Below are 6,696 nucleotides of genomic sequence, written 5' to 3'. Positions count from 1 at the left end.
CCCGTTCTTAGGAACGGGGCGGACGACGATCTTTACTTCTTTCTTTTTATTACGAAAATTGCTTAATACTATAAGTGCTTCTTTCCTTTATAGGATCCTGTTCCATTCATGTCAACGATATTGCGGCGAAGGCCGCGATCGGGAATGCCCGATCTAAAACTTAGGTGGCCATGGCGACGGGGCCCACCCCTTACCATTCCGAACAGGGAAGTTAAGACCGTTTGCGCCGATGGTACTGCTATATCAAGTGGGAGAGTAGGTAGCCGCCTTTTTCGAAAGCCCTTTACAGTAATGTAAAGGGCTTTTTTTATACCATAAAGTACGCTAGGTAACAAGAGATTATTTCACTTCTACTACTACTACTACTACTACTAGATAATAGGTTTTATAGATAACTCTGTTAGAATGCTTCCTTTTCTACAAACCTTTAGAAAAAGTTAATAACTGAGATAGGGCAATAGCATGCTTACTTAATTTGTATTCATAACAAATCTGTTTGTATTTAATTCGCTAGTTGATTATGAATCTTGAATATAATTAAACACATCCAGCTATTTAATTGGGTTAACAAAACTAAACTATCAAAGAACTGGTGATTTGTGATGTTACCCAGTTCTTGTTATAAATAAGAAAGCCCCAACTAAATGAATAGTTGGGGCTATTAATGCTATTTGTACGAGTACTATACTCTTGGCAAATCACCTTCACCTTTAAGAGGTAAAGCAGTTTCGCCCATTAAGTATTTATCTACATGATGAGCAGCTTGTCGACCTTCAGATATAGCCCAAACAATTAAAGATTGACCTCTTCTTTGATCACCAGCAGCAAATACGCCTGCTACATTAGTTTTATAATCATTTTCAGATGCTTTAATATTTGTTCTAGCATCCATCTCTAAGCCTAATTGACTTGCAACAGTATTTTCAGAACCTGTGAAACCTAAAGCTAATAGTGCTAATTCACATTTCCATTCCTTTTCTGTGCCAGGAACTTCTTTAAGTTGTGGACGTTGTCCAGGAGTTTTTATCCATTCTACCTCTGAAGTTATCAATCCTGTTAAATTTCCATCGGCATCTCCAATAAATTTTTTTGTAGATATACTAAAGAAACGTTCAGCTCCTTCTTTATGTGAAGAACTTGTTCTTAATCTCATAGGCCAAAATGGCCAAGGTTGACCTTCTGGTCTTTCCGTTGTTGCCATTGGCATAATTTCGAAATTGGATACAGAAGTTGCTCCATGACGAAAAGAAGTACCTATACAATCAGATCCGGTATCACCGCCACCTATAACAACTACATTTTTACCTGTAGCTTTAATTTCCTCTCCCAAATCTTTAATACCGTCAACACGTCTATTATTTTGGGCTAGAAAGTCCATTGCCTGAACTACACCTTTTAAATCTGAACCTTCAATTGGTAAATTTCTTCTAATAGTTGCCCCACCAGTTAAAACAATTGCATCATATTCTTTTTTAAGGGCATCCGCTTTAATATCTACGCCTATATGAACTCCGCATTTGAAAGTTATACCTTCTTCTTTAAGAACATTTAAACGTCTGTCAATAACATTTTTCTCCATTTTAAAATCTGGAATACCATAACGCATTAATCCACCAGGCTTCTGATCGCGTTCAAATACGGTAACATCATGACCGGCTCTATTCAATTGTTGTGCAGTTGCAAGACCTGCAGGTCCTGAACCTATTACAGCAACTTTTTTACCTGTTTTGTTCAAAGGTAGTTTCGGGGTAATCCATCCTTTCTTGAAAGCAGTTTCAACAATATTTTTTTCAATATTTTCAATAGTTACTGGGTCTTCATTAATACCAAGTACACAAGCTTCTTCGCATGGTGCTGGGCATAATCTTCCTGTAAATTCTGGAAAATTATTTGTTGAATGTAAAATTTCACTCGCTTTTTCCCATTTAGAGCGGTATACTGCATCATTGAAATCAGGAATTAAATTTCCTAAAGGGCAACCACTATGGCAAAAAGGTATGCCACAATCCATGCAACGAGCACCTTGCTCTTTCATTTCCTTTTCAGGTAATGGTATTGTAAATTCTTTATAATCTTTTAAACGTTCCTCAACCGGTTCGTATGCTTCAATTTTTCTATCGAATTCCAAAAATCCTGTAATCTTTCCCATATTCCGATTTTAAATAGTTTGTAAATTTTCTTCCTCTAATCTAATTAAAGCTTGTCTGTATTCTTCAGGTAAGACCTTAACGAATTTAGGTAAATATGATTCCCAGTTTTCTAAAATACGTTGTGCTAATGGGCTTGATGTAGAGTTATAATGGCTTTCAATTAATTCTTTTAATTGCTCGATATCATTGGTCTCAGTTACTTCTAAAAGATTAAGACCTTGTGTACTGCATCGCTTTTTAAATGTCTTGTTGTTATCTAATACGAATGCGATACCGCCGCTCATACCTGCACCAAAGTTTCTTCCAACTTCACCGAGAATAACAGCAACACCACCAGTCATATATTCGCAACCGTGATCTCCAATACCTTCCACTACAGCTTTCGCTCCAGAATTACGAACACAAAAACGTTCACCTGCTTTTCCGTTAATATATGCTCTACCAGCGGTAGCTCCATATAATGTAACATTACCAGTAATTACATTGTCTTCTGGTACTATTGTTGATTTCTCAGGAACTTTGATAATTAGTTTGGCCCCTGAAAGTCCCTTACCTAAATAATCATTAGTGTTTCCATTAACGATCATTGTCAGTCCTCTTGTCGCAAATGCTCCAAAACTTTGTCCTGCAGACCCTGTAAAATTTAGACGTAGTGTATTTATTGGTAATCCTTCTGCACCATAAGTTTTAGAAATCTCATTACTGATGATTGCACCAACGGCACGATCAGTATTACAAATTGGGTAATCTAAAATTAATTTTTCTTTTCTGAATAATGACGGATTAGCTTTTGCTATAATGTCAAACTCTATTGATTTATCTATATCGTGCTTTTGCTTTTCTGTGTTGTAGAATTTAGTTCCTTTAGGCACATCTACTTGATGTAAAATAGGAGTTAAATCAATCCCAGCTGCTTTATAGTGGTCAATTGCTTTTTTGCGATCTAGTTTTTGAACCTGACCTACCATTTCATTGATGGTCTTAAAGCCTAATTGTGCCATAATTTCACGTAACTCTTGTGCTACAAAATACATGTAGTTAACAACATGTTCTGGCTTACCGTTGAATTTCTTTCTTAACTCAGGGTTTTGAGTTGCGATACCTACTGGGCAAGTGTTCAAATGGCAAACACGCATCATTATACAACCAGATGCTACAAGTGGTGCGGTAGCGAAACCGAATTCTTCAGCTCCTAATAGGCAAGCTATGGCAACATCTCTACCGGTTTTTAACTGTCCGTCACATTCAAGAACAATTCTATTTCTTAAATCATTTAATACTAGTGTCTGTTGTGCTTCGGCAATACCAAGTTCCCATGGCAAACCACAATGCTTTAATGAGGTTAAAGGAGAAGCTCCTGTACCGCCATCAAACCCAGAGACTAATACTACATCAGCTTTTGCTTTAGCAACACCGGCAGCAACCGTACCTACACCAACTTCAGAAACTAATTTCACATTAATTCTAGCTTTTCTATTAGCGGATTTTAAATCATAAATAAGTTGAGATAAATCTTCAATAGAATAAATATCGTGATGCGGTGGTGGAGAAATTAACCCTACATAAGGAGTAGAATTTCTTGTTTTTGCAATTTCTGGATTTACTTTTGGTCCTGGTAATTGACCACCCTCACCTGGTTTGGCACCTTGTGCCATTTTTATTTGAATTTCTTTAGCGTTGGTCAAGTAGTTAGAAGTAACACCGAACCTACCTGAGGCAACTTGTTTTATTGCACTGTTTCTCCAGTCTCCTGTTGAATTTTTATAGAATCTATTTTCATCTTCTCCCCCTTCGCCCGAGTTACTTTTGCCACCAATACGGTTCATTGCAATTGCTAAATTCTCATGAGCTTCTTTACTGATGGATCCATAAGACATTGCACCAGTTTTAAACCTTTTTACAATTTCTGTCCATGGTTCAACATCTTCTAATGGAATTGGATCATAATTAGAGAATTCAAAAAGACCTCTAATCGTCATAAGGTTTTTAGATTGCTCATTAACCATACTCGAGTACTCCTTGTATGTGTCTGGCTCATTATTACGAACAGACTTTTGAAGTTTTGCGATAGATAATGGATTGAACATGTGTTTCTCACCATCTCTTCTCCATCTGTATTCTCCGCCAATTTCTAAGTCTAAATTAGCATCAATATGTTTTTTGCTAAATGTTTTATGATGACGCAGTGCAATCTCTTTTTCAATTTGATAAAGACCAATACCTTGAATACGTGTCGGTGTATTTGGAAAATATTTATCAACCACCTTAGTGTTGATCCCGATACATTCAAAAAGTTGAGAACCTCGGTATGAATTCAATGTTGAAATACCAATTTTGTTCATTACTTTCAAAATACCTTTACCTACAGCTTTATTGTAATTTTTAATAGCATCATCAAATGATATTTCTGTAATATCATGCTCCTCTATTTGCTCTGCAATAATTTCATTAACCAAGTATGGATTAATAGCACTTGCTCCGAAACCAAATAATAAAGCGAAATGATGTACTTCGCGTGGCTCTGCAGATTCTATTATTACACTAAGCTTAGAACGTTTGCCTAGTTTCTGTAATCCACTATTTACAAATGAACAAGCCAAAAGTGCTGGAATAGGAGCCGTTTCTTCTGTAACATTTCTATCTGAAAGTATAATAATGTTAGCTCCTTCATCTACTGATTTAGATGCTTGATCCAACAGTGCTTGTAAAGCATCTTCTAATCCGTTATGTCCTTGTTTGATGGAATATAACATAGGAATAGAGACTACTTTGTAATCTGGACTTACGTCATAGTTTTTAATTTTATCCAAATCCTCTTTAGAAATAACAGGATTTTGAATTTTAAGTTTTCTACAGTGTAGTTCTGTAAATTCAAATATGTTATGGTCGCTACCTAAAGTTAAACTGATATCTGTAATCAATTCTTCACGAATACCATCTAAAGGCGGGTTCGTTACTTGGGCGAATAGTTGCTTAAAATAGTTGTAAATTAATTGAGGTCGTTGAGATAAAACAGCAATTGGAGTATCTGAACCCATTGAGCCAATTGGTTCTTTGCCTGCTTTTGCCATAGGAAGTACTATGGTGTTGATATCTTCTAATGTATAGCCGAAAACGGATTTTCTCTTTTCTAAAGATTCTTCACCTAAAAATAAAGGGCAATCATTATAAGGAATGTCTTTTAAATGAACTAGGTTATCATTTAGCCATTTCTTGTAAGGAAATTTTTGAGCGATGTTCTCTTTAATTTCTTCATCGTTAATAATTCTACCTTCTTCCATATTTACCAAGAACATCTTGCCTGGTTGTAATCTTCCATGAAAATCTACATTCTCTGGAGTGATATCAACAACACCCGTTTCAGATGACATAACCACGTAATCATCTTTTGTTACCGTGTATCTTGAAGGTCTTAGTCCGTTTCTGTCTAAAACAGCACCAATAAAGTTACCATCTGTGAAAGGTATGGATGCTGGTCCGTCCCAAGGTTCCATCATGCAAGAGTGATACTCGTAGAATGCTCTTTTAGCTTCAGACATTTCTTCATTTTTCTCCCATGCTTCAGGTACTAAAATCATCATTACTTCTGGTAAAGATCTACCTGTCATTAATAATAATTCAACAACCATATCCATGGTAGCAGAATCTGATTTTCCAGGTAAAATAACAGGAAGTATGTTTTTGATTTCTTCACCGAAGGCATCACTCTTCAATAATTCTTCTCTAGAGAACATACGGGTAACATTACCTCTAAGAGTGTTTATTTCACCATTGTGGCACATGTATCTAAATGGTTGTGCCAAATCCCAAGTTGGGAAGGTATTTGTTGAGAATCTTTGGTGTACCAATGCTAATCTAGTTACTACTCTAGAATCCATTAAGTCTGAGTAATACAGGCTAATGTCTAATGGCATTAGTAAACCTTTGAAAATAATTATCTTGGTAGATAAACTAGGTACATAAAAGAACTTGCTTTCAGATAATTTTGATTTTATTATAGTATGCTCAGTTACTTTGCGTGCAATAAAAAGTTTCAGATTAAAATCAAAATAATTTTGATTTTCGTTCTCTTTGGCTACGAATATTTGTTTTACAAAAGGTTCTGTTTCAGCAGCGATTCTACCAGGTATTGATCTGTTGACTGGTACATCTCTCCATCCTAATAGTTTTAAACCTTGCTTTTTTATATTTTCCTCAAAAACCGAGATGCAAAAATCACGTTGATTCTCTTTACGAGGAAAAAAGATATTACCAACAGCATAATCGCCAGCCTTTGGTAATTCAAAGCTACAAACAGCCTGAAAAAAATCATGAGGTATATCTATTAAAATACCTGCTCCATCTCCTGTCTTACCATCGGCACTTACTGCGCCCCTGTGTTCTAAACGTTCAAGTATCTCTAACGCTTTATGTATAATGTCGTTAGATTTTTTTCCTTTAAGGCTACAAATAAATCCAGCCCCACAGTTATCATGTTCAAATTCCGGTAGATATAATCCTTGCTTCTTCAGTGTCATCCTTTGTGGTATTTCTTCAAAAATATCAA

The 6,696-nt window shown here is 35.9% G+C and carries 2 protein-coding genes and 1 rRNA gene; 1 reads left to right on the top strand and 2 read right to left on the bottom strand.

Features of this window, described 5'->3' with window-relative positions; translation table 11 throughout:
- Window positions 1-160 precede the first annotated feature (160 nt).
- Window positions 161-272, top strand: a 5S ribosomal RNA gene (gene rrf / locus BUC31_RS18845).
- Window positions 273-682: 410 nt separating this feature from the next.
- Here rrf and BUC31_RS18840 read toward each other — a convergent pair.
- Window positions 683-2,149 carry a glutamate synthase subunit beta gene (locus BUC31_RS18840; RefSeq protein WP_073247176.1) on the bottom strand — a complete coding sequence of 489 codons (1,467 nt, stop codon included), beginning with the start codon at window positions 2,147-2,149 and terminating at the stop codon, window positions 683-685.
- A gap of 9 nt (window positions 2,150-2,158) precedes the next feature.
- A complete protein-coding gene (gene gltB, locus BUC31_RS18835; RefSeq protein ID WP_073247174.1) occupies window positions 2,159-6,667 on the bottom strand; it encodes a glutamate synthase large subunit in 4,509 nt (1,502 codons plus the stop codon).
- Between the last annotated feature and the right edge of the window lie 29 nt (window positions 6,668-6,696).

Source organism: Maribacter aquivivus (assembly GCF_900142175.1).
GTDB lineage: Bacteria > Bacteroidota > Bacteroidia > Flavobacteriales > Flavobacteriaceae > Maribacter > Maribacter aquivivus.
This window is presented reverse-complemented; position numbering and strand designations above follow the sequence as displayed.